This window comes from Enterobacter sp. E1, assembly GCF_016809815.1.
Lineage (GTDB): Bacteria > Pseudomonadota > Gammaproteobacteria > Enterobacterales > Enterobacteriaceae > Enterobacter > Enterobacter adelaidei.
Window position 1 is genome coordinate 404,038 of record NZ_JAFBJM010000003.1, and the last position, 24,995, is coordinate 429,032.

Below are 24,995 nucleotides of genomic sequence, written 5' to 3' on the forward strand. Positions count from 1 at the left end.
GGTTATGGACCAAAAACGTCTTACTCACCTGCGGCAGCTCGAAGCGGAAAGTATCCATATTATCCGCGAAGTGGCCGCCGAGTTTTCTAACCCGGTGATGATGTATTCCATCGGCAAAGACTCCAGCGTCATGCTGCATCTGGCGCGTAAAGCGTTTTACCCGGGTACGCTGCCGTTCCCGTTGCTGCATGTGGATACCGGCTGGAAATTCCGCGAAATGTACGAATTCCGCGACCGTACCGCCAAAGCCTATGGCTGCGAACTGCTGGTGCATAAAAACCCGGAAGGTGTGGCGATGGGCATCAACCCGTTCGTGCACGGCAGCGCCAAGCACACTGACATCATGAAAACCGAAGGGCTGAAGCAGGCGCTGAACAAATACGGTTTTGATGCGGCCTTCGGCGGCGCGCGTCGTGATGAGGAAAAATCCCGTGCGAAAGAGCGTATCTACTCTTTCCGTGACCGCTTCCACCGCTGGGACCCAAAAAACCAGCGCCCGGAGCTGTGGCACAACTACAACGGCCAGATCAACAAAGGCGAAAGCATTCGCGTCTTCCCGCTCTCCAACTGGACCGAGCTGGATATCTGGCAGTACATCTATCTGGAAAATATCGAGATCGTTCCGCTGTATCTGGCCGCTGAGCGTCCGGTACTGGAGCGCGACGGGATGCTGATGATGATCGACGACGATCGCATCGACCTGCAGCCCGGTGAAGTGATCAAAAAACAGATGGTGCGTTTCCGTACCCTCGGTTGCTGGCCATTGACCGGTGCGGTGGAATCCAGCGCGCAGACGCTGCCGGAGATCATCGAAGAGATGCTGGTGTCGACCACCAGTGAGCGACAGGGGCGCGTGATTGACCGCGACCAGGCAGGCTCCATGGAGCTGAAGAAACGTCAGGGTTATTTCTAAGGAGCCGCCATGAACACGACCATTGCTCAACAAATTGCCAAAGAAGGCGGCGTAGAAGCTTATCTGCACGCGCAACAACATAAGAGCTTGCTGCGCTTTCTGACCTGCGGCAGCGTGGATGACGGGAAAAGCACCCTGATTGGCCGTCTGCTGCACGACACGCGTCAGATTTACGAAGATCAGCTCTCTTCCCTGCATAACGACAGCAAACGTCACGGCACCCAGGGTGAAAAACTCGATCTGGCCCTGCTGGTGGATGGCCTGCAGGCGGAGCGTGAGCAGGGCATCACCATTGATGTGGCTTATCGTTACTTCTCTACCGAGAAGCGCAAATTTATTATCGCCGACACCCCGGGGCACGAGCAGTACACCCGTAACATGGCGACAGGTGCTTCCACCTGCGATCTGGCAATCCTGCTGATCGACGCCCGTAAAGGCGTGCTCGATCAAACCCGTCGTCACAGTTTTATTTCCACGCTGCTGGGGATCAAGCACCTGGTGGTGGCAATCAATAAAATGGATCTGGTGAATTTCAGCGAAGAAAAATTCGACGAGATCCGCCAGAGCTACCTGACCTTTGCCGAACAGCTGCCAGGTAACCTGGACATTCGTTTTGTGCCGCTCTCGGCGCTGGAAGGCGATAACGTCGCGTCCCAGAGCACGAACATGCCGTGGTACAGCGGCCCGACGCTGCTGGAAGTGCTGGAAACCGTTCAAATTCAGCGCGTGGTTGATACCCAACCGATGCGTTTCCCGGTGCAGTACGTGAATCGTCCGAACCTCGATTTCCGTGGTTTTTCAGGCACTATTGCATCAGGTTCTGTGAAAGTGGGTCAGCGCGTCAAAGTGCTGCCATCTGGCGTAGAATCGGCTATTGCCCGTATTGTCACTTTTGACGGTGACCTGCCGGAGGCGGGAGCCGGTGAAGCGGTGACGCTGGTGCTGAAAGATGAGATTGATATCAGCCGCGGTGACCTGCTGGTGGATGCGCACGAAACGCTGACGGCGGTACAGGGCGCGTCCGTGGATGTGGTGTGGATGGCCGAACAGCCGCTGACCGCTGGGCAAAGCTACGACATTAAAATTGCGGGCAAGAAAACCCGCGCCCGCGTGGACGGTATTCAGTTCCAGGTAGATATCAACAATCTGACCCAGCGTGACGTCACCGAGCTGCCGCTGAACGGCATCGGCCTGGTCGATCTGACCTTCGACGAGCCACTGGTGCTGGATCCGTATCAGCAAAACCCGGTCACGGGCGGGCTGATCTTTATCGACCGTCTGACTAACGTCACCGTCGGTGCCGGGATGGTGCGCGAGCCTAACGAACAGGCCGCTGTGGCGTCTGAGTTCAGCGCCTTCGAGCTGGAACTGAATGCGCTGGTGCGTAAACACTTCCCGCACTGGGGTGCACGCGATCTGCTGGGAGGGAAGTAATGGCTGCTCATGATGAGAACGTCGTCTGGCATCCTCATCCGGTCACTGTCGCTCAGCGTGAGCAACTCCACGGTCACCGTGGGGTTGTGCTGTGGTTTACCGGGCTGTCGGGTTCCGGTAAATCCACGGTAGCGGGGGCGCTGGAAGAGGCGCTGTATCAGCAAGGCGTGAGCACATACCTGCTGGATGGGGACAACGTGCGCCATGGTCTGTGCAACGATTTGGGCTTCAGCGACGAAGACCGTAAAGAGAATATCCGTCGGGTAGGGGAAGTGGCGAGCCTGATGGCGGATGCCGGGCTGGTGGTCCTTACTGCGTTCATCTCTCCGCACCGGGCAGAGCGCCAGATGGTGCGTGAGCGCGTTGGGCAGGATCGCTTTATCGAAGTGTTTGTCGATACGCCGCTGGAGATTTGTGAAGCGCGCGATCCGAAAGGGCTGTACAAGAAAGCGCGTGCGGGTGAACTGCGAAATTTCACGGGAATAGACGCAGTATACGAAGCGCCTGAATCGCCTGAAATTCACCTGGAAGGTCAACAATTGGTAACAAATTTAGTAAGCCAATTATTAGACCTCCTCAGACGGGACGATATTATCAGATCCTGAGACGGTATCGTTTGGGCGCTATTTACCCGAGCGATGAGTCATGGTCACAGGATTAGCTATGCGCAACAGTGAAAACTACATCATTACCACCGGGTCGGAGCCGATAGCGACCGACGACGAGACGACCTGGTCATTTCCTGGGGCCATCGTCGGCTTCGTCTCGTGGTTACTGGCGCTGGGTATCCCGTTTCTCATTTACGGCGGTAATACGCTGTTCTTCTTTCTCTACACCTGGCCATTCTTCCTGGCGCTGATGCCCGTCGCGGTTGTCGTCGGCATTGCGTTGCATTCGCTACTCAATGGCAAACTCCTTTACAGTGCCGTGGTCACGATTGTGACGGTGGTCCTGATGTTTGGACTGTTATTTTTGTGGCTCATGGGCTAACTTCAGCCATAATTCAAACCGTAACCAACTGTGTGACGATATTGTGCAGGGCGATTCTGCGGAAAAAATGTGGTACATTTGCCCGCGATGTTGCGGCATCTCTGTACCCCCGGCGTAGTGCCCTGGGGCGTTTTGGGATGATGATGCCGTTTTTCAGGGGGCAGGATGGGTAAACTAACGCTGCTGTTGCTGGCTTTGCTGATCTGGCTGCAATACTCGCTGTGGTTCGGTAAGAACGGACTGCACGACTATAGCCGGGTGAGCGATGACGTTGCGGCTCAGCAGGCAACAAACGCCAAACTTAAGGCGCGAAACGATCAACTCTTTGCTGAAATTGATGACCTCAATGGCGGGCAAGAGGCGATTGAGGAACGCGCACGCAATGAACTCAGTATGACTAAGCCGGGCGAAACTTTTTATCGTCTGGTTCCGGATGCGTCTAAACGCAATCAGGGCTCAGCACAAAACAATCGATAATCAGGCCCAGGATTACGACATGGCAGTAACTTTTTCGGACGTATGCGCCGTGGTGCCGGCCGCAGGTTTTGGCCGGCGCATGCAGACAGAATGTCCCAAGCAATACCTCTCAATTGGCGATAAAACGATCCTCGAACATGCTGTGGCGGCGCTGCTGGCGCATCCACGTGTGAAGCGTGTGATCATCGCTATCAGCCCGGGCGATGCGCGCTTCGCGCAGTTACCGCTGGCAAATCATCCGCAGATTACCGTTGTCGATGGCGGTGCCGAGCGCGCCGATTCCGTGCTGGCGGGCATTCGGGCCGCCGGGGATGCCCGGTGGGTGCTGGTGCATGATGCCGCGCGTCCATGCCTGCATCAGGACGATCTCGCGCGCCTGCTGGCCCTGAGCGAAACAAGCAAGGTTGGCGGGATTCTCGCCGCGCCGGTGCGTGACACCATGAAACGCGCTGAGCCGGGTAAACGGGCTATCGCTCACACCGTTGATCGCGTCGATTTATGGCACGCGTTGACGCCACAATTTTTCCCCCGCGAATTACTCCATGACTGCTTAACGCGTGCGCTTAAAGAAGGTGCGACCATTACGGACGAAGCCTCAGCGCTGGAGTATTGCGGTTTTCACCCTGAGCTTGTTGAAGGACGTGCTGATAATATAAAAGTGACGCGCCCTGAAGATTTACAGCTCGCGGAATTTTATCTTACCCGTTCGACCCATCAGGAGAAGGCATAATGCGAATTGGACACGGTTTTGATGTACACGCCTTTGGCGGAGAAGGCCCAATTATCATTGGCGGCGTACGTATTCCTTATGAAAAAGGGTTGCTGGCGCATTCTGATGGCGACGTGGCATTACATGCATTAACCGATGCATTGCTCGGTGCTGCTGCGCTGGGTGATATTGGCAAGCTTTTTCCTGACACGGATCCGGCCTTCAAAGGTGCGGATAGCCGTGCGTTGCTGCGTGAAGCCTGGCGTCGTATTCAGGCCAAAGGTTACACCCTGGGCAACGTCGATGTGACGATCATCGCTCAGGCACCAAAAATGTTGCCGCACATTCCTCAGATGCGCGTGTTTATTGCTGAAGATCTGGGTTGCCATATGGATGACGTCAATGTCAAAGCAACCACCACGGAGAAACTGGGCTTTACCGGCCGTGGCGAAGGGATTGCCTGTGAAGCCGTGGCGCTGCTGGTGAAGGCGAACGCATGACAGACTTCGATAACCTGACATACCTGCACGGTAAACCGCAGGGGAACGGGGTGCTGAAAGCCAGCCCCGAAGATTTCCTCGTAGTCGAGGATCTGGGGTTCGCGCCCGATGGCGAAGGCGAACATATCCTGGTGCGCATTCTGAAAAATGGCTGCAATACCCGCTTTGTGGCCGATGCGCTGGCAAAATTCCTCAAAATTCATGCTCGTGAAGTGAGTTTTGCCGGACAGAAAGATAAACACGCCGTCACTGAACAGTGGCTATGCGCACGCGTTCCCGGCAATACGATGCCTGATTTAAGCAAATTTGAGCTTGAAGGCTGTAAGGTGCTGGAGTACGCCCGCCATAAACGCAAATTGCGTCTGGGCGCCTTGAAAGGTAACGATTTTACGCTGGTGCTACGCGAAATCACAAACCGCGATGACGTCGAGAAGCGTTTGGCTGCTATCAACGCCGATGGCGTGCCTAACTACTTTGGCGCTCAGCGCTTTGGTATTGGCGGCAGCAACCTGCAGGGCGCGTTGCGCTGGGCACAAAGTGATGCGCCCGTCCGTGACAGGAATAAACGCAGTTTTTGGTTGTCTGCGGCGCGTAGTGCGTTGTTTAATCAGATTGTGAGCGAAAGGCTGAAAAAACCGGACGCGAATCAAGTTGTTGTTGGCGATGCGCTACAATTAGCGGGACGCGGAAGCTGGTTTGTGGCAACGGCCGAAGAAATGGCCGATGTTCAGTCGCGCGTGGATGCCAAAACGCTGATGATTACCGCCGCGTTGCCCGGTACGGGCGAGTGGGGGACGCAGGGCGATGCGCTGGCTGCGGAGCAGTCTGCCGTTGCGAATGCACAAGAATTACAATCATTGCTGGTGCGGGAAAAAGTCGACGCAGCACGCCGCGCGATGCTGCTCTATCCGCAGCAGTTAAGCTGGAACTGGTGGGATGACGTAACCGTCGAGTTACGCTTCTGGCTACCGGCAGGTAGCTTTGCCACCAGTGTTGTCAGGGAACTTATCAACACATCGGGTGATTATGCGAATATTGCTGAGTAACGATGACGGGATCCACGCGCCGGGCATTCAGACCCTGGCGAAACACCTTCGCGAATTTGCGGATGTGCAGGTCGTGGCCCCCGATCGTAACCGCAGTGGAGCGTCTAACTCACTGACGCTGGAGTCGTCGCTTCGCACTTTTACCTTTGAAAATGGCGATATTGCCGTGCAGATGGGCACGCCGACAGACTGCGTATTTCTGGGCGTGAACGCGTTAATGCGACCGCGCCCGGATATCGTCGTCTCGGGTATTAACGCCGGGCCAAATCTCGGCGATGACGTGATTTACTCCGGTACCGTGGCAGCCGCAATGGAAGGACGACATCTGGGGTTCCCTGCCCTGGCGGTCTCGTTAAACGGTCACACGCATTACGACACCGCAGCCGTGGTGACCTGCTCGATCCTGCGCGCGCTCAGCCGTGAGCCGCTGCGTACCGGGCGCATCCTCAATATCAACGTGCCGGATCTCCCGCTGAATGAAATTAAAGGCATTCGCGTCACGCGATGCGGAAGCCGGCACCCGGCCGATCAGGTGATCCCGCAGCAGGATCCACGTGGGAATACGCTTTACTGGATCGGTCCTCCTGGCGATAAGTGCGATGCGGGTCCTGATACCGACTTTGCCGCCGTGGATGAAGGCTATGTTTCGGTTACACCGCTGCACGTAGATTTAACCGCGTATAGCGCGCATGATGTGGTGTCGGGCTGGCTGGATCGCGCAGGAGTGAACGCGCAATGGTAAACAAACGTGTACAAACTCTTCTGGAACAACTACGCGCGCAGGGGATCCGCGACGAGCACGTGCTTGAAGCGCTCGCTCAGGTTCCGCGTGAGAAATTTGTAGACGAGGCGTTTGAACACAAAGCGTGGGAAAACGTGGCGCTGCCTATTGGGCAGGGCCAGACGATTTCGCAGCCCTACATGGTGGCGCGCATGACGGAGCTTCTGGAGCTGACTCCCGACTCCCGTGTACTGGAAATTGGCACCGGATCGGGGTATCAGACCGCCATCCTGGCGCATCTGGTTCATCATGTGTGCTCCGTTGAGCGTATTAAAGGTTTGCAGTGGCAGGCGCGTCGTCGCCTGAAACAACTTGATTTACATAATGTTTCGACACGACACGGTGATGGATGGCAGGGTTGGAAGGCTCGCGCCCCGTTTGACGCTATCATCGTGACGGCGGCCCCGCCTGAAATTCCTGCAGCCCTGTTGTCGCAGCTGGATGAGGGGGGCATTCTTGTTTTGCCTGTCGGGGACGAGCAGCAGCTTTTGAAGCGCGTTCGTCGACGTGGCGGCGAGTTTATTATCGACACCGTGGAAGCCGTGCGTTTTGTGCCTCTGGTAAAGGGGGAGTTGGCCTGAGACTCGGAATTATCCAGGGTTATTAAGGCAAATTCAGCGTATGGTGTGGCGCGAAAGAGTCGTGCCTTCACGGTAAATTTTAAGTCACTGGTAGTTAACACATTCCTGGGGGATAAATGAGCGCGGGAAGCCCTAAATTCACCATCAGCCGTGTTGCGGCATTATCACTGGTTTCGCTTTGGCTGGCAGGCTGTACAAGTTCTAACAACGCGCCTGCGCCCGTCAGTTCCGTCGGCGGAAACAGCGGCTCCGGTAGCACGTCCAGCGGAATGTTGATCACGCCGCCACCTAAAATGGGTACTGCTGCGCCGCAGCAAACACCACAAATTCAGCCTGTGCAACATCCTGTTACACAGCCAATGCAGGTTCAGCCAGTTGAACAACCTGTCCAGACCCAAAATGGCCGCATAGTTTATAACCGTCAGTATGGGAACATTCCTAAAGGCAGCTATACCGGCGGCAGTACCTATACCGTGAAACGCGGGGATACGCTGTTCTACATTGCGTGGATTACCGGGAACGATTTCCGTGACCTCGCCCAGCGTAACAACGTTCAGGCGCCGTATGGACTGGAAGTGGGCCAAACGCTTCAGGTTGGCAACGCCACAGGCAAGCCACTTACGCCAGGTAACACCGTTTCTGCGGCCGATGTGACTGCACAAAATAACAGCGTTAAGCCTGCACAAAAATCCACCACAGTGGTTGCTTCACAACCTGTAATTACGTATTCTGAGGATTCAGGTGATCAGACTGCTAACAAAATGTTGCCGAATAATAAAGGGACTGCGACTGTTGTCACAGCACCCGTGACGGCACCTGTGGTTAGCTCTACTGAACCGACTGCCAGCAGTATGACGTCCAGTTCGCCAATTTCTACATGGCGCTGGCCAACTGACGGCAAGGTTATCGAAAACTTCTCTTCCTCCGAAGGTGGAAATAAAGGGATCGATATCGCAGGGAGTAAGGGACAGGCTATCATCGCGACCGCAGATGGACGTGTTGTATATGCCGGTAACGCTCTGCGCGGTTACGGTAATCTTATTATCATCAAACATAACGATGATTACCTGAGTGCCTACGCCCATAACGACACAATGCTGGTCCGGGAACAACAAGAAGTTAAGGCGGGGCAAAAAATCGCTACTATGGGTAGCACCGGAACCAGTTCTACACGCTTGCATTTTGAAATTCGTTACAAGGGGAAATCCGTAAACCCGCTGCAGTACTTGCCGCAGCGATAATTTGACGGGGCATGCCAGCCAGGGTGTCTCGTTCAGGGATCACGGGTAGGAGCCACCTTATGAGTCAGAATACGCTGAAAGTTCATGATTTAAATGAAGACGCGGAATTTGATGAGAACGGAGTAGAGGCTTTTGACGAAAAAGCCTTAGTAGAAGAGGAACCCAGTGATAACGATTTGGCTGAAGAAGAGCTGTTATCGCAGGGTGCCACACAGCGTGTACTGGACGCGACTCAGCTTTACCTTGGGGAGATTGGTTACTCCCCACTGTTAACGGCCGAAGAAGAAGTCTATTTCGCACGTCGTGCTTTGCGTGGTGATGTTGCCTCGCGTCGTCGCATGATTGAAAGTAACTTGCGACTGGTCGTGAAAATTGCTCGCCGTTACGGCAATCGTGGTCTGGCTCTGCTGGATCTGATTGAAGAGGGCAACTTAGGCCTCATCCGCGCAGTTGAGAAGTTTGACCCGGAACGCGGGTTCCGTTTCTCAACCTACGCGACCTGGTGGATTCGTCAGACCATCGAACGGGCCATTATGAACCAGACCCGTACGATCCGCCTGCCGATTCACATCGTCAAAGAGTTGAACGTCTATCTGCGTACCGCACGCGAGTTGTCCCATAAACTGGACCACGAGCCAAGCGCAGAAGAAATTGCCGAACAACTCGATAAACCGGTTGATGACGTAAGCCGTATGCTGCGTCTCAACGAGCGCATTACCTCGGTTGACACCCCGCTGGGTGGCGACTCCGAAAAAGCGCTGCTGGACATCCTGGCCGATGAAAAAGACAACGGTCCGGAAGACACCACGCAGGACGATGACATGAAACAGAGCATCGTCAAATGGCTGTTCGAACTGAACGCCAAACAGCGTGAAGTGCTGGCGCGTCGTTTCGGTTTACTGGGGTATGAAGCTGCAACACTGGAAGACGTCGGCCGCGAAATTGGCCTGACCCGTGAACGTGTTCGTCAGATTCAGGTTGAAGGTCTGCGCCGCCTGCGTGAAATCCTGCAGGGGCAAGGTCTGAATATCGAAGCGCTGTTCCGCGAATAAGCAACCTTTCGTCAAAAAAAGGCCCGTCGTGAGACGGGCCTTTTTCTTTTTTTCTACGGCTGTGCCGTTTCGTGCAGCAAACGCCACGTGATCAAATCACCTTCCAGATTAAGCAGGGCGGTTGACCAGCGCACGTTGACCGGGTGATCGGGACGAGTTTGCGTCTCCCGGTAGTGAAGCAGCGCTCCGTGGCTCCATGTCTGTCGAGTTGTTAATTCATCGATGACGATCTTCAGTCCGGGACGGCTTCCGCGCTGTTTTTCCAGAAAGCTGACAAGACCGTCATAGTCGATATGGGTCCCCCCAGGCGGGACCATCAAAAAATCAGGCCGGAAACGGGCGAGCAGTGCGTCAATATCACCTTCGCCATTACCTAACCAGCTTTCGAGCGCAATGTGGAGGTCGATAATCTCTTGTTCGAAAAGCGTCATGAATTCTCCTGTCGCAGTTGTGTTAGCACCTGCTTATTGTTAAGACGAAAAGCATACAGTACAGGCAATAAGGTGATGCCTGCGGCAAAAATAAACATCCCGTGCCACGCGGCGAGAGGTGTCAGATATATCTGGGCCAGGTTCAGCATCTGTGCCAGTAGCAGGGCTCCGGCAAAAAAGCTCAACTGGCGATTAAGATTCCACAGGGCGCTGGCATCCGGCATCTCTTCCCGGCGCGTCGTCAAAAAAGCACTACTCTGAGCCGTGCTGCTGCAAAGACTGCCTCCTGCTCCCATCAATACAAACGCAACGGTGGGTAACAGCGCTGTTGTGGCTGAGTTGACGTTGAGCAACAGCAAAATGCCCAGCGCCTGCAGCAGGCAACCCGTGACAATAAGTGGCCGAGGGCCGATGCGGTTAAAATAGCGGCCCGTCGCTGTGATCGCCATGAATGATGCCAGAGACCATGGCAGCATGAGCATTCCCGTTTCGGCAGGCGTCATGTTCGCTTCGTTCTGAAGATAAAACATACCTGTTACGTTCACCCCAATAAACATGCCGGGTACACATAAATAGACCAGCATGGAAAAACGCAGAAGTGGGTTCATCAGCAAAGGCAGATTTAACAGCCTGGTCGCTTTCATCGGTGGCATTTCGTGTTTCAGCCACAGGGAGGCCAACATAAACGTCACCACCGCAACGGGAAGGGTGGCAAAAAATATCCACCGCCAGCTTAGCATCTGCACCAGAACTCCCCCGATTGCAGGCGAGCAAGCGGGAGCAAGCAACGCCACCAGCATGACCGCTGAAGAAAGTCTGGCACGCTCGTGGGGCTTATACTGTTGCCAGGTCAGTGCTTGTCCGATGGGGATCAATAAGCCTCCTCCCACTCCCTGCAGTACTCGCCAGGCAATCAGGCTTCCCAGTGAGGAAGACAAGCCTGCGGCAACAGAGGTTGCGCTGAACAGTAAAAGCGAGAGCAGGATGACGCGCTTTGGCCCGATGCGGCGTGTCAGCACGGTGCTAAAAGGGATCACCAGCGTCAACCCGGCAATATACCCGTTACTGACCCAGGCTAGCGTTGAAGGCGTAGCGTTAAACGTGTGCGCTATTGCCGGAAAGGCGACACTGGCAATAAACATGTTGATCAAATCAAGAAAAAAGCCCAGTAGATAAACAACGGCGACTTTGCTGCGATACGTCATGGTGGTTCCTCCCGTGAGGTGGCGTATCGTAGCGGCCCGGGAGGTACGGATAAATGCGACAAAGCGAGATATACTGTCAAACACATTTTGACAGTAAAAAGAGTGACGATGATTAATTTACAGCGGACGGCGATGTTTGTAGCGGTAGCTGATACCGGCAGTTTCACTGCGGCAGCCGACGCTATGGGGCTGACAAAAGCCGTGGTTAGCTTCAATATCCGCCAGCTCGAAGCTGAGCTGGGCGTCACCCTGTTGCTGCGTTCCACCCGACGTCTGACCTTAACCGAGGCAGGTGCGCTTTTTCATCAACGCAGCGTCGCGCTTCTGAAGGATGCCGAGCAATTGCAGGACGATGTACGCGCGAATCATGGGGGGCTCACGGGGGAATTGCGGATCACGACCACACCGGAGTATGGTTCAAGGGTCGTGGTTCCTTTGCTGGCCAGGTTTAGCCAGCAGCATCCTGATCTTCGCGTAAGACATGTTTCGTCGTCGCTGCATGCCGACCTAATTTCAGAGCGCTTTGATGTCGCCATCCGGCTGGGAACGCTCGCCGATTCACGCTATCACGCAGCTGCGATCTCGCACTTCTCCATCCTGCCCGTCGCGACGCCCGAGTGGCTGGCGAAAAATCCAATTGAATCGCTGGAACATTTGGCACAAGCTGACTGGCTCGTTCACGAGCGTCTGGCCTCGCCATTGCACTGGCAGGTAAAAGATGCCAGCGGGGCATCAGAGACGCTGGAGATTAAAAAAGCACCGCGTTTGTTTGCGGACAGTGCGCAGGCGCTAATGGCCTTTGCACTTGCAGGAAGTGGTGTGGCGTTACTACCGGAATGGCTGGTGCGTGAGGCACTGGATGCGCGAAATCTGGTGTCGGTTTTACCGGGATACACCTTTGCGAGGCAGGGCATCTACGCGGTTTATCCTGATGCCCGGCATGTACCCGCAAAAGTGCGCAGCTTTATCGATTTTATGCGCACCAGCGTGAATTAATCGTGCATCATCTTTTTGATGAGCGCAGAGAACTGCTCCCGCTCGGCCTTGTTTAGACGTCCTAAAAACGCCTCATCCACCTCATTGCCAACCGGTTTACAGCCTGCAAGCAGGGCTTCTCCTTCTGGCGTCAGGAAGACAAACCGGCGGCGCTTATCCGCAGGATCGAGTTCACGTTTGACCAGCCCGCGCGCCTCCATGCGGCTTAGCATTTCTGCCAGCGTCGCTTTTGTGCTAACCGCGACTTCGGTCAATGCCACCTGTTCAATGCCAGGATGCTCGGCAATTGAGCGCATGACCGCATACTGCGGCTTGGTCAGTTCCGGCAAGGCGTGCTGCCACTGCGCGGTATGCTGTTGAAAAAGCTGACGTAACAGGTGGAACGCCTCTTGTCTTAGTTCCATGAACACTCCGACGGAAAAAATCTCCCACTATGATAGCCGCTATTGCTCCGGATTTTAACGCGGCATTTTTTAGCGATTCGTGTGATCGTGTGCGAACGATCTTGTCAGGAAAATGGTTCGGGAGTAGTTTAGTTTTAATGTTCGTGTACGAACAAAAAATGAGGTGCTGAATGAGATTGATCGTGGGAATGACAGGGGCGACAGGCGCTCCGCTGGGCGTGGCGCTACTCCAGGCCTTGCGGGAGATTCCGGAGGTGGAGACCCACCTGGTTATGTCGAAGTGGGCAAAAACCACCATTGAGCTGGAAACGCCATACGCCGCGCAGGACGTTGCTGCTCTGGCTGACGTTGTCCACAGTCCGGCTGACCAGGCCGCCACCATCTCATCCGGCTCATTTCGCACCGACGGCATGATCGTCATTCCCTGCAGCATGAAAACGCTGGCGGGGATCCGCGCAGGCTACGCCGAAGGGCTGGTGGGGCGCGCGGCGGATGTGGTGCTGAAAGAGGGGCGTAAGCTGGTGCTGGTTCCCCGTGAAACGCCGCTCAGCACCGTTCATCTGGAGAATATGCTTGCGCTTTCCCGCATGGGCGTGGCGATGGTGCCGCCCATGCCTGCGTATTACAACCACCCGCAAACCGCCGATGACATTACCCAGCATATTGTGACCCGCGTGCTTGACCAGTTTGGTCTGGAGCATAAAAAGGCACGCCGCTGGAACGGGTTGCAGGAGGCGAAACATTTTTCACAGGAGAATAAAGATGGCATTTGATGATTTGAGAAGCTTCCTGCAGGCGCTCGATGAGCAAGGGCAACTGCTGAAAATTGAGGAAGAGGTAAACGCCGAGCCGGATCTGGCTGCGGCAGCCAACGCAACGGGACGTATTGGCGACGGTGCCCCCGCGCTGTGGTTCGACAACATTCGCGGGTTTACCGATGCCCGTGTCGTGATGAATACGATTGGCTCCTGGCAGAATCACGCCATTTCGATGGGGCTGCCTGCGAACACCCCGGTCAAAAAACAGATCGACGAGTTTATCCGCCGCTGGGATAAATTCCCAATTGCACCTGAGCGCCGTGCTAATCCGGCATGGGCACAAAACACGGTAGATGGGGAAAACATTAACCTGTTCGACATTCTGCCGCTGTTTCGCCTGAACGACGGTGACGGTGGTTTTTATCTTGATAAAGCCTGCGTTGTCTCGCGCGATCCGCTGGACCCCGATCATTTTGGCAAGCAAAACGTCGGTATTTACCGCATGGAAGTGAAGGGCAAGCGCAAGCTCGGACTGCAGCCGGTACCGATGCACGACATTGCTCTGCATCTGCACAAAGCGGAAGAGCGCGGGGAAGATCTGCCGATTGCGATAACGCTTGGCAACGATCCAATCATCACGCTCATGGGCGCTACACCACTTAAATACGATCAGTCCGAGTATGAAATGGCCGGCGCGCTGCGTGAAAGCCCGTATCCCATTGCTACCGCACCGCTGACCGGTTTCGACGTGCCGTGGGGGTCAGAAGTGATCCTCGAAGGGGTGATCGAAGGCCGCAAGCGTGAGATAGAAGGGCCGTTTGGTGAGTTTACCGGACACTATTCCGGTGGCCGTAACATGACAGTGGTGCGTATTGATAAAGTTTCATACCGCACCAAACCGATTTTCGAATCCCTCTACCTCGGCATGCCGTGGACCGAGATTGACTATCTGATGGGGCCAGCCACCTGCGTGCCGCTCTACCAGCAGCTAAAAGCGGAATTCCCGGAAGTGCAGGCGGTGAATGCGATGTACACCCACGGTCTGCTGGCGATTATCTCTACTAAAAAACGCTACGGCGGTTTTGCTCGTGCGGTTGGTTTACGTGCCATGACCACGCCGCACGGTCTGGGCTACGTGAAAATGGTCATTATGGTGGATGAGGATGTCGATCCGTTCAACCTGCCACAGGTGATGTGGGCGCTGTCATCGAAAGTGAACCCGGCAGGTGATCTGGTGCAGTTGCCGAACATGTCAGTGCTTGAACTTGACCCTGGTTCGAGCCCGGCGGGTATTACCGACAAGCTGATTATTGATGCTACGACGCCAGTTGCTCCGGACACCCGTGGCCACTACAGCCAGCCGGTACAGGATTTACCTGAAACTAAAGCCTGGGCGGAAAAACTGACCGCGATGCTGGCTGCACGTCAATAAGGAGGAAAAGATGATTTGTCCACGTTGTGCCGATGAACACATTGAAGTAATGGCGACATCTCCCGTGAAAGGGGTCTGGACTGTGTATCAGTGCCAGCATTGCCTGTATACCTGGCGTGATACTGAACCGCTGCGCCGTACCAGTCGGGATCACTATCCGGAAGCATTTCGCATGACGCAGAAGGATATTGACGAGGCACCACAGGTGCCGACCATTCCGCCGTTGCTGTAAAAAAAAGCCCGGTGGCGCTGCGCTTACCGGGCTTACGGGTTGTGTAGGCCGGGTAAGGCGAAGCCGCCACCCGGCAAAAAACTACACTAAACTCTTCAGCCGATAAATCCACTCCAGCGCCTGACGCGGCGTCAGGGAATCCGGGTCGAGGTTTTCCAGGGCTTCTACTGCTGGCGACGTCTCTTCCGCTGGTGCTAACAGCGACATCTGTGTGCCATCAATCTGCGTTGCAGCCGCATTCGGTGAGAGGCTTTCCAGCTCACGCAGTTTCTGACGCGCGCGTTTAATCACCTCTTTAGGAACACCCGCCAGCGCTGCGACGGCCAGGCCATAGCTCTTGCTCGCCGCGCCATCCTGCACCGTGTGCATAAAGGCGATAGTGTCGCCGTGTTCCAGCGCATCAAGGTGGACATTAGCAACCCCTTCCATTTTCTCCGGCAACTGTGTCAGCTCGAAATAGTGGGTTGCGAACAGGGTCATTGCCTTGATCTTATTCGCCAGACTTTCAGCACAGGCCCATGCCAGTGACAGACCATCATAGGTTGATGTTCCGCGTCCGACTTCGTCCATCAGCACCAGGCTATGTTCCGTCGCGTTATGCAGAATGTTAGCCGTTTCGGTCATTTCAACCATGAAGGTTGAGCGGCCGCTAGCCAGATCGTCCGCTGCGCCCACGCGGGTAAAGATGCGGTCGATGGGGCCAATCTCCACGTTTTGCGCCGGGACGTAGCTGCCGATGTAAGCGAGCAGCGCGATCAGCGCTGTCTGGCGCATATAGGTACTTTTACCGCCCATGTTCGGACCGGTAATGATCAGCATCCTTCTCTGCGGCGACAGGTTCAGGGGGTTAGCGATGAACGGTTCGTTCAGCACCTGCTCTACTACCGGGTGACGACCTTCGGTAATGCGAATGCCGGGTTTGTCGGTAAAAGTCGGGCAGGTATAGTTCAGCGTTTCAGCGCGTTCTGCAAGATTCACCAGAACATCCAGTTCCGCCAGCGCACTGGCGCTTAACTGCAGGTCGGCCAGGTGTGGCATCAGCATGTCAAACAGCTCGTCATACAGCTGTTTTTCCAGAGCCAGCGCTTTGCCTTTCGAGGTGAGAACTTTGTCCTCGTACTCTTTCAGCTCAGGAATAATGTAGCGTTCTGCATTTTTCAATGTCTGGCGACGCACGTAGTGAATCGGTGCCAGGTGGCTCTGCCCGCGGCTGATCTGAATATAGTAACCGTGTACCGCGTTATAGCCCACTTTCAGGGTGTCGAGCCCAAGTCGCTCGCGCTCGCGGATTTCCAGCTTATCAAGGTAGTCTGTTGCGCCGTCGGCCAGCGCACGCCATTCGTCCAGCTCTTCGTTGTAGCCAGGGGCAATCACGCCGCCATCACGCACCAGAACCGGAGGTGCATCAATAATGGCGCGCTCCAGCAGCTCGCGAAGCTCGGTAAATTCGCCCATGGTTTCGCGGAGTTTCTGAACGGGGGCGCTGTCTACGTCGCTTAACTGAGCACGCAGTTCCGGCAGCTGCTGAAAAGCATGACGCATCCGCGCAAGATCGCGTGGGCGCGCTGTCCGCAGAGCCAGACGGGCCAGGATACGTTCCAGATCGCCTACTTGGCGCAGGACCGGCTGCAGATCGGTATAACGATCCTGCAACGCAGCAATCGTCTGCTGACGGCAAACCAGCGTATCGGTATCCCGAATCGGCATATGCAGCCAACGTTTAAGCATACGGCTGCCCATCGGCGTCACCGTACTGTCGAGGACCGAGGCGAGCGTATTCTCGACGCCACCCGCCAGGTTCTGGGTGATCTCCAGGTTACGGCGCGTAGCGGCATCCATGATGATGCTGTCCTGCTGGCGCTCCATCGTGATAGAGCGGATATGCGGCAGGGCGGTGCGCTGGGTGTCTTTCACGTACTGCAGAAGACAACCTGCTGCGCACAGTCCGCGCGGGGCGTTTTCGACGCCAAAGCCAATCAGATCGCGGGTGCCAAACTGGAGATTCAGTTGCTGACGCGCGGTATCAATTTCGAACTCCCAAAGCGGACGGCGGCGCAATCCACGACGGCCTTCGATAAGCGCCATTTCGGCGAAATCCTCGGCATAGAGTAATTCTGCCGGGTTGGTGCGCTGCAATTCGGCAGCCATCGTTTCACGGTCAGCCGGTTCACTCAGACGAAAACGTCCGGAGCTGATGTCGAGCGTCGCGTAGCCAAACCCTTTGCTGTCCTGCCAGAGTGCCGCCAGCAGGTTATCCTGACGCTCCTGCAGCAGGGCTTCATCACTGATGGTACCTGGCGTGACGATGCGTACAACTTTGCGCTCAACCGGACCTTTAGAGGTCGCCGGGTCGCCGATCTGTTCGCAGATAGCGACGGACTCGCCCTGATTCACCAGTTTGGCCAGGTAGTTTTCTACCGCGTGATGCGGGATACCTGCCATAGGAATGGGTTCACCCGCCGATGCACCACGTTTGGTCAGCGAGATGTCGAGCAACTGCGATGCACGCTTAGCATCGTCATAAAACAGCTCGTAAAAATCGCCCATGCGGTAAAACAGCAGGATTTCCGGATGCTGTGCCTTCAGCTTCAGATACTGCTGCATCATCGGCGTATGTGCGTCGAAATTGTCGATTGTGCTCATGGAGTTATGATGTCCATTTCTTTGAAAATAAACCGTTTTGATCGGCTGAGTGGCCGTTTGTTCCTTCTATTGTCGCATGAAAAAAAGATACGGCGCAGAAAAATGTCGCGCTTTACGAGGTGCCTTCCGGCATTAACTCAATGACAATTTTTCCATGCTCTATGCCCACTCTGACCTGGGAATTTGTGGTAAACCCTGCTTGTTCAAGCCAGTCACCTTTTAAGCTCAGCGCTGCATGTACGCTGTAACGCTTTGGTATCTTGGTTTTACGGTCTTCATGACGCTTTCTGAAATATCCCACTTTCAAATGGCGGTAGGGTTTGGTTATCACGATCTCTTGCATAGGGCCTCCTGGCAGCACGGACAATAGTCATTTCTGATGCCTGTATAAAATACCAGTGATTTTCATGAGGTGCAGGCTTAATACTGGAATCAGGCTTCAGAAAAAGGAATGCAACAACTGAAATCTGGAGTTTAAAAATGTATTATTAATGCACTTTATTGCTGGGTAAGTCGTTATGTCTGGAAAACGCATATCACGAGAAAAAGAGACAATTGCGAAAATGATCGCGTTGTATGAAAAGCAGTGTCCACAGGCTTCTCAGGAAGAGGATTATTATCAGGCGCTTAAGGCTTATGCCGATAAACGCCTGGATAAGTGTGTATTTGGTGAAGAAAAACCCGCCTGCAAGCAGTGCCCGGTGCACTGCTATCAGCCTGCCAGACGTGAAGAGATGAAGCAGGTCATGCGCTGGGCTGGCCCGCGTATGTTGTGGCGTCATCCCATTCTGACTATCCGCCATCTGATTGATGACCGCCGTCCCGTGCCGGAGCTACCGGTGAAGTATCGCCCGAAAAAGTGACTGGTTCAGCTTCTGAGTGGGCGGCAAATCACGTTCAGGGCCAGCGCGCTGCAGAGTGGGAAAAGGGCCAGCAGCAGCCATGGATACATTGCCTGCGTTGAGGGCACCAGCGCGCGATCCAGCATGCTGCCAAACAACAAGTTTCCTGCCAGTACCGCAATGCCTCCGGCGGTGGCGAGTGCGCCGTAGTGCGCGCCAAGCGTTGATTCCACGGCGAACCGCGGAATGAGATCTTTTGCCGATGGCACCAGCAGCATCTGTCCCAGCGTCAACAGCGTCACAAAACAGACTGAGGGCAGTAAGCGAAGCCAGCCTTCCGGCGGCGTCATCGGGGCAAACATCGCCACGCTCGCAAAGGCGGTGGAGAGCAGTAAAAAGCCCAGAGGCAGGATCTTCACCGCGCCCACGCGTCGGGCAAAACGCGCCAGCGGTAACTGTAAGGTAATGATCAGAATGGAGGCCAGCATAAAAAGTGGGCCGAGATCTTTCTCGTTACCGCCAGAACGCTGGATCTCCACCGGCAGCGCCAGATAAAGCTGGTTATAGCTTAACAGCCACGAGCTGTAGGCAATGATAAAGGCGACAAAGCGCGGCTGGCGGAATGTTGTCCACCAGGGCTGTATGTTTAGCGTCTGTGAACGGTGGTGTGAAGCTGGAAGGCAAAAGTAGAGCACCGCTAACGCAATGATAAAGACCCCCGCACCTGCCAGCGCCACCTGGCGGAAACCAAGCCCCGTCAGCAGAGCTCCCGCAACCGGGCCCAGCACTGCACCGAGCTCACCACAGACAGCAAAGAGAGCAAACCATTCCGCCCGGCTACGTTTTCCTTTCGCCTCGCTGTGCGTGCCCGCTTTCGCCAGCAGAGCCTCAATGGAAGGGGAGAATAATGCTCCGCCGATGCCGGTCAGACATGCACCGAGAATAATGGGCCACAGAGATTGCCCGAAGGCCAGCAGCAGATAACCCGCGACGCGGATAACGCACCCGCTCAGGATCACGACTTTCGCGCCAAATCGATCCGAGAGCGCCCCCCCGACAATAAACATCCCCTGCTGGGAGAACGTGCGTAGCCCCAGGATTAGCCCGATCAGCCCGCCGGAGAGCAGCATATCGTCGCGCAGGAATATCGCCAGGAAGGGGACAACGGCATAAAAACCAATGTTAAAAACAAACTGGCTACCCAGTAAAACGGACGGCCAGAATGTGGTGGCAGGACGAAGGGACATCGTTGTTTACTTGCCCCTAAACGATAAAGTGAATGTGCTTTTTGCCATGGAACGGCGAGATCTCAATTTTGGTTTTTACCCGGAAGACGTCCCAGAGCAGCTCTTCGGATAAGATCTCCTGCGGTGTTCCCGTGGCCACGATTTGCCCTTTTTGCATCACAATCAACGAATCACAGAACATCGAAGCATGATTGAGATCGTGGATAGCGACAATACTGGTGACAGGCAGCTCACTGATCAAATGCATTAACTGCATCTGATGGTGAATGTCCAGGTGGTTGGTCGGTTCATCCAGCAGGATTTCAGTGGGAGTCTGGGCCAGCGCACGGGCAATATGCACCCGCTGGCGTTCACCGCCAGACAGGCTCAGCCAGCCCTGGTCGCTTTTATCCTGCATGTCCACGCGTTGCAGGGCTGCGGTGACGGTCTCGTCATCGTGCGTGCTCCAGTTTGAAAAAGGGGAGTGATGCGGAATACGACCGAGCTTTACCACGTCACGTACGCGCATATTCGCATCGGTCATCCCGTGTTGTTCAACGAAGGCGACCCGGCGGGCGAGTTGCTTTTTGGCTATCCGGGAAATATCTTGCCCGTCCAGGGTTACGCTGCCGATGTCCGGGCGACGAAGGCCCGCAAGGATACGCAAAAGCGAGGATTTACCGCAGCCATTTGGTCCTAGCAGCCCGACGGTTTCACCCCGGGAGACCTTCAGAGAGACGTCATTAACGATGACTTTTTTGCCTACCTTCCAGGTAATATTTTCAGCGCAGATGCTCATCACTTATTCCTTGAGCGGTAGATAATCACGGCAAAGAAAGGTACACCCACCAGCGCGGTCACCACGCCTACGGGCAGGCTTTGCGGGGCAATCAGCATGCGTGAGGCGATATCTGCCAGCACCATCAGGATCGCCCCTGCCAGCGCGCTGGCAATCAGCAATGTGCGGTGCAGCGGCCCAAACAGGAAACGCATCACATGCGGTACCACCAGCCCTACAAAGCCGATGGAGCCCGCCATGCTGACGATTGTGGCAGTAATCAGCGCAGTAGTGGTAAAGAGTGCCAGGCGCACCCAGGGGACGGCAATGCCCAGGGACGCGGCGGCATCATCACCGAAGGTAAAGGCATCCAGCGCCCGGGAATAGTAGAGGCAAACGGCTAACCCAATCAGTACCACCACCAGCACCAGCTGGAATTCAGGCCAGCGAACGCCGCTGAAGCTGCCCAACAGCCAGAACATGACATCACGCGCTTGCTGGGCACTGGCGGAGGTGCTGATGGTGTAGGCGGTAATGGCGTTGAACAACTGAGAGGCGGCTACGCCTGCCAGAATGGTCCGTTCATTACCGCCACGCGCACCGTTCGTCAGGAAGGCGACGAAGGCAAAGGCGGCAAACGCCCCGGCAAACGCGCCCGCAGAGAGCGACACCGCACCGGTGCCGATACCCAATACCACGACGGAAACCGCCCCGGTAGACGCACCCGCAGATACGCCCAGCACGTAAGGTTCCGCCAGCGCGTTCTTCAGCAGGCTCTGTAATACTGCGCCGCAGATGGCCAGCCCCGCGCCACAGCAGGCTGCCACCAGCGCGCGGCTCAGGCGAAAGTCCCAGATAACACTCTCATAGATGCGATTGAGCGGAACCTGGGTAAGCCCCATTTTATTGCTGATAGCATAAAAGACATTTTGCAGTGGGATGGACAGCTCGCCGACGCTGACGCCAAGCGCGATGACCAGAAATAACAGTACAAACGCGAGCAAACATGACGTTGTCAGAACCAGGCCCTGTCGGGCCTGAAGAACAGCGACGGTCATCAGTTCAGCCCCAGCTTTCTGAGCTGTTCGCCGACCTGCTCAGCCCCGTAAATCGTGCGAATCGTCGGGTTCATCGCCTGGCCGTCCATCACTACGATATGACCTTTTTTCACCGCATCCAGCTGGCTGACCGCCGGATCGTTCTTCAGGAATTTGATTTTTTCTTCCGCGTTATCCAGCGCCCAGCGGTTGCGGTCCAGGCTGGACACCACGATGACATCCGGATTTGCGGCAATAATGCTTTCCCAACCTACGGTTGGCCATTCGGTCTCGGACGTAATAGCGTTATGACCACCCATCAGGCTGGCGATAAACCCGGAGGGGCTATTTTTACCACCGACGTAAGCATCTGCAGAAGGGGATGAGCTGGAGAACCAGAAGACAAACGAAAGGTCTTTTTTATTCTTGCCGAATTCCTTACGCAGCTCGGCCTCGCGTTTTTTGAAATCGGCAATCACCGCCTGGCCGCGATCTTCAACGTTAAAGATTTTGGCGAAATCCTCAATCTCTTGATAGAGATACGTCATATCCCACAGCTTCTGGCGGCTGCCATACATATCGCCGGTGGCTTTTTTGGTCGCGCACATACCCGGTGACACGTAGCTGTTCACGCCGAGGGTCATCAGGTCTTCGCGTTTTGCGACCTTACTTTCCGGCCCCAGCAGCAGCGGCGTCTGGGCGGGGACAAAGTCAGGATTTTGCGCAAGCACGGATTCAAGGGTAGGGATTTCAACTGTCAGGGTTTTGATTTTCGCGTTCTGTTCCGCCAGCTGCGGTAGCACTTTGGTCGGCCAGAAGGCGCTGGCCTTCACCTTATCCTCCAGACCCAGCAGAAGCAAAATTTCGACGGTGTTCTGACCCAGGGCCACGACGCGTTCCGGTGCTTTGGTGAACGTCTCTTTATAGCCACAGTTTTCAATTGTCAGAGGATACGTGGTTGCCAGAGCAGAACTGACCGACGCAACCGCCAGGCCTAACGCGCAGAAGATCTTTTTCATGAAATGCTACCCATCATTAACATTATTTTTTGATGCAAATGAAACTCATTATTAAGGCGGAATTTTATACAGAGGAAACGATTTTGTGTCAATGAGGGACAATTGCGCAGGGTAATAAAAGGCGGTGTCAGGAAAACACCGCCGGAATGACAGCTTAAACCAGACTCTCTTTATCAATTCCCAGCCGCTTCATACGCGACAGCAGAGTGGTCCGTTTTAACCCTAAACGCTGGGCCGCCCCTTTTGGCCCGGCTACCACACCGTTGGTCTCTTTCAGTACGCGCATAATGAGCTGATATTCATCTTCTCCCTCTTTCGCTATCTCGGCGGTGGGCACGGTCATGTCAGAAAGGGTCACCTCAGGCAGGGACAGTTGCAGCACGCTACCTCGCGTTAGTAACACCGCACGTTCAATGACGTTTTCCAGCTCACGCACATTGCCGGGCCACTCCATAGACGAGAGTGTGCGCAACGTTTCGGCAGGAATACTGTCGATGTTTCGCCCCATCCGGCGCGCGATCTTGGCAGTAAAGGCTTTGACCAGCAGAGGGATATCTTCCGGGCGTTCGCGCAGGGGCGGCAGGAAGATCGGGAAGACGTTCAGACGATAGTAAAGATCGCTGCGAAACTCGCGGTCAGCGACCATTTTTTTCAGGTCGCGGTTGGTGGCGGCAATCAGCCGGACGTCGGTCTGGATCAGCTTGTTGCTGCCAAGACGTTCAAACTCTTGCTCCTGTAATACCCGCAGTAGTTTAGGCTGCAGTTCCAGCGGCATATCGCCGACTTCGTCGAGGAACAGCGAGCTTTTGTCCGCCAGCTCAAAACGACCCAGGCGCTGGCTACTGGCACCGGTAAACGCCCCGCGTTCGTGGCCGAAAAGATCGCTTTCCAGCAGACCCGCAGGCATAGCCGCGCAGTTCATTTTCACCATCCGGCGACCATTGCGGTTGCTCAGGTTGTGGATGGCGCGGGCAATCAACTCTTTACCCGTGCCAGTTTCGCCCAGGATCAGAACCGTACTGTCGCTTTGAGCCACCATCTCCACCTGCTTGAGGACGCTGTACATCGCGTCGCTGCGCCCGATGATTTCACCAAACTCGCTGTCCACGTTGTTGAGCTGTTCGGTCAGGGCCAGGTTTTCATCCACCAGCCGCTCTTTCAGACGGTGGATCTCCTGATAGGCCAGGGCGTTATCCAGCGCGATGGAGATTCGCTCGGCGATCTGGCGCAGCAGCTTCAGGTTGGCCGTGGTAAACACCCCTTCCTCACATTGCGCCAGCTTCAGCACGCCGAGCATGGTATTGCCAGACATCAGCGGCAGCAGGCACAGGGTCTGAATTTTGTTGCCCCAGGTGTTAAACAGCATCCGCTCATAGGGTGCTACCGGATCCTGCTCGTCAAGGTTAAGCAGCAGGATCTCTTTGCTTTTGAAGACCCGCTCAGAAAGAGTGCCCGCTTCATCCACTTCGCTTTGCTCGTGTGCCGGGTTGGCTTCATCGAGGTAGTGTGTGGAGTAGATATTTAGCTTACCCTTACGATGCCCCCGCAGCGCAATGCTGATGGCATCGATTTTGAAATAGTGGTGGATCTCTTTCGAGACTTCGCTGACCAGTTCATCCATATCAAGCCGGGAAAGCACGGCGTTGGTAATAGCGACCAGAATGCGGAAGTTGTCGCGCTCGCGGCTCAGCAGGTCGTAATCGACGTTATTGGTGACACGGCTTTGGATCTGCTCCGCGACGACGGCCACAATCTGGGTAAAGGTGTGCAGACGCTCGTATTCCGCCTCGCTCCAGGGCTGGTCGGTTGTGCGGATAAACTCGCAGCCGCCAAAAATATGACCTTCCGCGGCCAGCGGCAACATGCAGTAATGACCGAAAGAGTGATAGAGAGGACTTTCCGCCAGCTTCGGCCAGGCCTGCCGGAACTCCTGAAAATTACAGTGCAGGATTTCAGGCCGGGAGAGAATACGGCGCACCGGGCCATGAGCGAGATAGGTTTCATCTTCGTATTCAAACGTTTTGTCATTATCACGCGTGGAGTAATAGCTCGCACGATGCGTTCCGCTATGCCAGAGCACAATCGCGGCGCTGTCTGCCAGCGCCGATTGTCTGACCAGGCGTGCCAGGGCATCGCTCAGCGCACCGAGATCGGGCTGCTGTAAAAGTGTGCGCGTGATATCAAACAGGCCCTGCTGTCCAAGATCGCTCATTGGTGTATATGGCATAGTGCTTTCCAGTAGAAACGAGCAAAAATTCCACGCTGGCC

27 protein-coding genes are annotated in these 24,995 nt (G+C 55.3%); 17 read left to right on the top strand and 10 right to left on the bottom strand.

Annotated features, from left to right (window positions below; genetic code table 11):
• The first annotated feature begins 4 nt into the window (after positions 1-4).
• The 12 genes from cysD to rpoS all read left to right on the top strand — a co-directional run bounded on the left by cysD (position 5) and on the right by rpoS (position 9,724).
• Complete coding sequence (gene cysD, locus JGF26_RS10975; RefSeq protein WP_006811770.1) at positions 5-913, top strand: sulfate adenylyltransferase subunit CysD; 909 nt, start codon at positions 5-7, stop codon at positions 911-913.
• Positions 914-922: 9 nt separating this feature from the next.
• Positions 923-2,347, top strand: a complete 1,425-nt coding sequence (gene cysN, locus JGF26_RS10980; RefSeq protein ID WP_049007379.1) for a sulfate adenylyltransferase subunit CysN — start codon at positions 923-925, stop codon at positions 2,345-2,347.
• Positions 2,347-2,952 carry an adenylyl-sulfate kinase gene (gene cysC, locus JGF26_RS10985; RefSeq protein WP_049007380.1) on the top strand — a complete coding sequence of 202 codons (606 nt, stop codon included), beginning with the start codon at positions 2,347-2,349 and terminating at the stop codon, positions 2,950-2,952. The genes cysN and cysC overlap by 1 nt, the downstream gene beginning before the upstream one ends.
• Positions 2,953-3,010: 58 nt before the next feature.
• Positions 3,011-3,337, top strand: a complete 327-nt coding sequence (locus JGF26_RS10990; RefSeq protein ID WP_028016864.1) for a DUF3561 family protein — start codon at positions 3,011-3,013, stop codon at positions 3,335-3,337.
• 165 nt (positions 3,338-3,502) lie between these two features.
• Complete coding sequence (gene ftsB, locus JGF26_RS10995; protein WP_008499609.1) at positions 3,503-3,814, top strand: cell division protein FtsB; 312 nt, start codon at positions 3,503-3,505, stop codon at positions 3,812-3,814.
• A 19-nt stretch (positions 3,815-3,833) separates the two neighbouring features.
• Entirely contained in the window at positions 3,834-4,544 is a 711-nt protein-coding gene (gene ispD, locus JGF26_RS11000) for a 2-C-methyl-D-erythritol 4-phosphate cytidylyltransferase (protein WP_128347324.1), read from the top strand.
• The gene (ispF, locus tag JGF26_RS11005; protein ID WP_114978621.1) at positions 4,544-5,023 is read left to right on the top strand and encodes a 2-C-methyl-D-erythritol 2,4-cyclodiphosphate synthase; all 480 of its coding nucleotides are present in this window, start codon (positions 4,544-4,546) and stop codon (positions 5,021-5,023) included. The genes ispD and ispF overlap by 1 nt, the downstream gene beginning before the upstream one ends.
• Entirely contained in the window at positions 5,020-6,069 is a 1,050-nt protein-coding gene (truD, locus tag JGF26_RS11010) for a tRNA pseudouridine(13) synthase TruD (protein WP_134707873.1), read from the top strand. The genes ispF and truD overlap by 4 nt, the downstream gene beginning before the upstream one ends.
• Positions 6,050-6,811: a 5'/3'-nucleotidase SurE gene (surE, locus tag JGF26_RS11015; RefSeq protein WP_028016860.1), complete on the top strand. Its 762-nt coding sequence runs from the start codon at positions 6,050-6,052 to the stop codon at positions 6,809-6,811. Before truD ends, surE begins: the two co-directional genes overlap by 20 nt.
• Entirely contained in the window at positions 6,805-7,431 is a 627-nt protein-coding gene (locus tag JGF26_RS11020; RefSeq protein ID WP_023333224.1) for a protein-L-isoaspartate(D-aspartate) O-methyltransferase, read from the top strand. Before surE ends, JGF26_RS11020 begins: the two co-directional genes overlap by 7 nt.
• 116 nt (positions 7,432-7,547) lie before the next feature.
• Positions 7,548-8,672, top strand: coding sequence for a murein hydrolase activator NlpD (gene nlpD / locus JGF26_RS11025; protein ID WP_028016859.1), 1,125 nt, complete (start codon positions 7,548-7,550; stop codon positions 8,670-8,672).
• 59 nt (positions 8,673-8,731) lie between these two features.
• Entirely contained in the window at positions 8,732-9,724 is a 993-nt protein-coding gene (rpoS, locus tag JGF26_RS11030) for an RNA polymerase sigma factor RpoS (protein WP_008499600.1), read from the top strand.
• Between the two features lie 53 nt (positions 9,725-9,777).
• On the opposite strand, the gene JGF26_RS11035 is transcribed toward rpoS, so the two are convergent.
• Positions 9,778-10,155, bottom strand: a complete 378-nt coding sequence (locus tag JGF26_RS11035; protein ID WP_028016858.1) for a DUF4440 domain-containing protein — start codon at positions 10,153-10,155, stop codon at positions 9,778-9,780.
• The gene (locus tag JGF26_RS11040) at positions 10,152-11,360 is read right to left on the bottom strand and encodes an MFS transporter (protein WP_134707872.1); all 1,209 of its coding nucleotides are present in this window, start codon (positions 11,358-11,360) and stop codon (positions 10,152-10,154) included. The genes JGF26_RS11035 and JGF26_RS11040 overlap by 4 nt, the downstream gene beginning before the upstream one ends.
• 108 nt (positions 11,361-11,468) lie before the next feature.
• Between JGF26_RS11040 and JGF26_RS11045 the strand changes: the two genes are divergently transcribed.
• Positions 11,469-12,356, top strand: a complete 888-nt coding sequence (locus JGF26_RS11045; protein WP_134707871.1) for a LysR family transcriptional regulator — start codon at positions 11,469-11,471, stop codon at positions 12,354-12,356.
• Here the strand turns inward: JGF26_RS11045 and JGF26_RS11050 are convergent.
• Positions 12,353-12,760 carry a MarR family transcriptional regulator gene (locus JGF26_RS11050; RefSeq protein ID WP_049007385.1) on the bottom strand — a complete coding sequence of 136 codons (408 nt, stop codon included), beginning with the start codon at positions 12,758-12,760 and terminating at the stop codon, positions 12,353-12,355. The two genes, JGF26_RS11045 and JGF26_RS11050, sit on opposite strands and share 4 nt — an antisense overlap.
• A 170-nt stretch (positions 12,761-12,930) precedes the next feature.
• Here JGF26_RS11050 and JGF26_RS11055 point away from each other — a divergent pair, with 170 nt between their 5' ends.
• From JGF26_RS11055 to JGF26_RS11065, 3 genes are read left to right on the top strand one after another with little or no spacing between them, the layout of a single operon-like run.
• A complete protein-coding gene (locus tag JGF26_RS11055; protein WP_134707870.1) occupies positions 12,931-13,533 on the top strand; it encodes a non-oxidative hydroxyarylic acid decarboxylases subunit B in 603 nt (200 codons plus the stop codon).
• On the top strand, positions 13,523-14,950 hold the full coding sequence (locus JGF26_RS11060; protein WP_134707869.1) for a non-oxidative hydroxyarylic acid decarboxylases subunit C: 1,428 nt from the start codon (positions 13,523-13,525) through the stop codon (positions 14,948-14,950). The genes JGF26_RS11055 and JGF26_RS11060 overlap by 11 nt, the downstream gene beginning before the upstream one ends.
• A gap of 10 nt (positions 14,951-14,960) precedes the next feature.
• Entirely contained in the window at positions 14,961-15,182 is a 222-nt protein-coding gene (locus JGF26_RS11065) for a non-oxidative hydroxyarylic acid decarboxylases subunit D (RefSeq protein WP_028016852.1), read from the top strand.
• 81 nt (positions 15,183-15,263) lie between these two features.
• Here the strand turns inward: JGF26_RS11065 and mutS are convergent, their stop codons facing one another.
• Positions 15,264-17,825 (bottom strand): DNA mismatch repair protein MutS, encoded by a 2,562-nt coding sequence (gene mutS / locus JGF26_RS11070; protein ID WP_128347330.1) that lies wholly within the window; start codon positions 17,823-17,825, stop codon positions 15,264-15,266.
• Between the two features lie 112 nt (positions 17,826-17,937).
• Entirely contained in the window at positions 17,938-18,168 is a 231-nt protein-coding gene (locus JGF26_RS11075) for a SymE family type I addiction module toxin (RefSeq protein ID WP_028016850.1), read from the bottom strand.
• A gap of 175 nt (positions 18,169-18,343) precedes the next feature.
• On the opposite strand from JGF26_RS11075, the gene JGF26_RS11080 reads away from it, so the two are divergent.
• Positions 18,344-18,688, top strand: coding sequence for a nitrous oxide-stimulated promoter family protein (locus JGF26_RS11080; RefSeq protein ID WP_108091032.1), 345 nt, complete (start codon positions 18,344-18,346; stop codon positions 18,686-18,688).
• A 5-nt stretch (positions 18,689-18,693) separates the two neighbouring features.
• On the opposite strand, the gene JGF26_RS11085 is transcribed toward JGF26_RS11080, so the two are convergent.
• The 5 genes from JGF26_RS11085 to flhA form a co-directional block, all read right to left on the bottom strand.
• Positions 18,694-19,914, bottom strand: a complete 1,221-nt coding sequence (locus JGF26_RS11085) for an MFS transporter (RefSeq protein WP_134707868.1) — start codon at positions 19,912-19,914, stop codon at positions 18,694-18,696.
• A 16-nt stretch (positions 19,915-19,930) separates the two neighbouring features.
• Entirely contained in the window at positions 19,931-20,692 is a 762-nt protein-coding gene (locus tag JGF26_RS11090) for an ABC transporter ATP-binding protein (protein WP_028016847.1), read from the bottom strand.
• Positions 20,692-21,729 (bottom strand): iron ABC transporter permease, encoded by a 1,038-nt coding sequence (locus JGF26_RS11095; RefSeq protein ID WP_028016846.1) that lies wholly within the window; start codon positions 21,727-21,729, stop codon positions 20,692-20,694. Before JGF26_RS11095 ends, JGF26_RS11090 begins: the two co-directional genes overlap by 1 nt.
• Complete coding sequence (locus tag JGF26_RS11100) at positions 21,729-22,727, bottom strand: ABC transporter substrate-binding protein (RefSeq protein ID WP_028016845.1); 999 nt, start codon at positions 22,725-22,727, stop codon at positions 21,729-21,731. The genes JGF26_RS11095 and JGF26_RS11100 overlap by 1 nt, the downstream gene beginning before the upstream one ends.
• Before the next feature lie 154 nt (positions 22,728-22,881).
• Complete coding sequence (gene flhA / locus JGF26_RS11105; RefSeq protein WP_134707867.1) at positions 22,882-24,954, bottom strand: formate hydrogenlyase transcriptional activator FlhA; 2,073 nt, start codon at positions 24,952-24,954, stop codon at positions 22,882-22,884.
• Positions 24,955-24,995: the final 41 nt, after the last annotated feature.

Bases quoted from the DNA above. Each gene is read 5' to 3' on its own strand.
- JGF26_RS11050 (WP_049007385.1), bottom strand. From the start codon at position 12,760: ATGGAACTAAGACAAGAGGCGTTCCACCTGTTACGTCAGCTTTTTCAA.
- JGF26_RS10990 (WP_028016864.1), top strand. From the start codon at position 3,011: ATGCGCAACAGTGAAAACTACATCATTACCACCGGGTCGGAGCCGATA.
- ispD (WP_128347324.1), top strand. From the start codon at position 3,834: ATGGCAGTAACTTTTTCGGACGTATGCGCCGTGGTGCCGGCCGCAGGT.
- rpoS (WP_008499600.1), top strand. From the start codon at position 8,732: ATGAGTCAGAATACGCTGAAAGTTCATGATTTAAATGAAGACGCGGAA.
- JGF26_RS11040 (WP_134707872.1), bottom strand. From the start codon at position 11,360: ATGACGTATCGCAGCAAAGTCGCCGTTGTTTATCTACTGGGCTTTTTT.
- mutS (WP_128347330.1), bottom strand. From the start codon at position 17,825: ATGAGCACAATCGACAATTTCGACGCACATACGCCGATGATGCAGCAG.
- flhA (WP_134707867.1), bottom strand. From the start codon at position 24,954: ATGCCATATACACCAATGAGCGATCTTGGACAGCAGGGCCTGTTTGAT.
- surE (WP_028016860.1), top strand. From the start codon at position 6,050: ATGCGAATATTGCTGAGTAACGATGACGGGATCCACGCGCCGGGCATT.
- JGF26_RS11065 (WP_028016852.1), top strand. From the start codon at position 14,961: ATGATTTGTCCACGTTGTGCCGATGAACACATTGAAGTAATGGCGACA.
- cysD (WP_006811770.1), top strand. From the start codon at position 5: ATGGACCAAAAACGTCTTACTCACCTGCGGCAGCTCGAAGCGGAAAGT.
- JGF26_RS11055 (WP_134707870.1), top strand. From the start codon at position 12,931: ATGAGATTGATCGTGGGAATGACAGGGGCGACAGGCGCTCCGCTGGGC.
- ispF (WP_114978621.1), top strand. From the start codon at position 4,544: ATGCGAATTGGACACGGTTTTGATGTACACGCCTTTGGCGGAGAAGGC.
- JGF26_RS11080 (WP_108091032.1), top strand. From the start codon at position 18,344: ATGTCTGGAAAACGCATATCACGAGAAAAAGAGACAATTGCGAAAATG.
- JGF26_RS11035 (WP_028016858.1), bottom strand. From the start codon at position 10,155: ATGACGCTTTTCGAACAAGAGATTATCGACCTCCACATTGCGCTCGAA.
- JGF26_RS11090 (WP_028016847.1), bottom strand. From the start codon at position 20,692: ATGAGCATCTGCGCTGAAAATATTACCTGGAAGGTAGGCAAAAAAGTC.
- truD (WP_134707873.1), top strand. From the start codon at position 5,020: ATGACAGACTTCGATAACCTGACATACCTGCACGGTAAACCGCAGGGG.
- JGF26_RS11060 (WP_134707869.1), top strand. From the start codon at position 13,523: ATGGCATTTGATGATTTGAGAAGCTTCCTGCAGGCGCTCGATGAGCAA.
- JGF26_RS11075 (WP_028016850.1), bottom strand. From the start codon at position 18,168: ATGCAAGAGATCGTGATAACCAAACCCTACCGCCATTTGAAAGTGGGA.
- JGF26_RS11020 (WP_023333224.1), top strand. From the start codon at position 6,805: ATGGTAAACAAACGTGTACAAACTCTTCTGGAACAACTACGCGCGCAG.
- JGF26_RS11095 (WP_028016846.1), bottom strand. From the start codon at position 21,729: ATGACCGTCGCTGTTCTTCAGGCCCGACAGGGCCTGGTTCTGACAACG.
- cysC (WP_049007380.1), top strand. From the start codon at position 2,347: ATGGCTGCTCATGATGAGAACGTCGTCTGGCATCCTCATCCGGTCACT.
- ftsB (WP_008499609.1), top strand. From the start codon at position 3,503: ATGGGTAAACTAACGCTGCTGTTGCTGGCTTTGCTGATCTGGCTGCAA.
- JGF26_RS11100 (WP_028016845.1), bottom strand. From the start codon at position 22,727: ATGAAAAAGATCTTCTGCGCGTTAGGCCTGGCGGTTGCGTCGGTCAGT.
- JGF26_RS11085 (WP_134707868.1), bottom strand. From the start codon at position 19,914: ATGTCCCTTCGTCCTGCCACCACATTCTGGCCGTCCGTTTTACTGGGT.
- nlpD (WP_028016859.1), top strand. From the start codon at position 7,548: ATGAGCGCGGGAAGCCCTAAATTCACCATCAGCCGTGTTGCGGCATTA.
- JGF26_RS11045 (WP_134707871.1), top strand. From the start codon at position 11,469: ATGATTAATTTACAGCGGACGGCGATGTTTGTAGCGGTAGCTGATACC.
- cysN (WP_049007379.1), top strand. From the start codon at position 923: ATGAACACGACCATTGCTCAACAAATTGCCAAAGAAGGCGGCGTAGAA.